This is a genomic window from Aphanothece microscopica RSMan92, assembly GCF_046613545.2.
GTDB lineage: Bacteria > Cyanobacteriota > Cyanobacteriia > PCC-6307 > Cyanobiaceae > NIES-981.
In genome coordinates this window covers 1-408 of record NZ_JBKKKY020000621.1, presented here as the reverse complement: position 1 = coordinate 408, position 408 = coordinate 1, and the positions used below count along the sequence as shown (strand labels likewise).

The window sequence follows — 408 nt, the reverse complement described above, 5'->3', positions numbered from 1 at the left end:
CCCACAGATTAAGTTGAAAGTGGCGCAGCAAACTTACTTTCAGGCAGCGATTGATCGGGAGCAGGCAACGCGCCTACCCCAACTCTCGCTGTACGGACGGTATACGGCCCAGGCGCAGCGCCAGGCTTTCAACTTTCTGAATTTTCAGGAGCCCTGGTTTAGTATTGGGGTGGTGGGCGTTCGGCTGGACGTCCCGATCTTTAACGGTGGTGTCCGGCTTCGCAATCTCGACCGGGCCAAAATACGGGCGGATATAGTCCAGACCGAGCTATTGGCCGAGCGCCAACGGCAGCAGGCCCAGGAGGCAGAGTGGCTCAGCGCCTACCAACAGGCCCGGAAATCATTGGAGTTTAGCCAAAAAAACAACGATCTGGCGGCGCGAAACCTGGAATTAGCCATGATCAAGTA

At 56.4% G+C, this 408-nt stretch carries 1 protein-coding gene; it reads left to right on the top strand.

The window, feature by feature from the left end; all coding sequences use genetic code 11:
* On the top strand, positions 1 to 408 hold a 408-nt coding region (locus ACLD7X_RS19355; protein WP_425625542.1), incomplete at both ends, for a TolC family protein.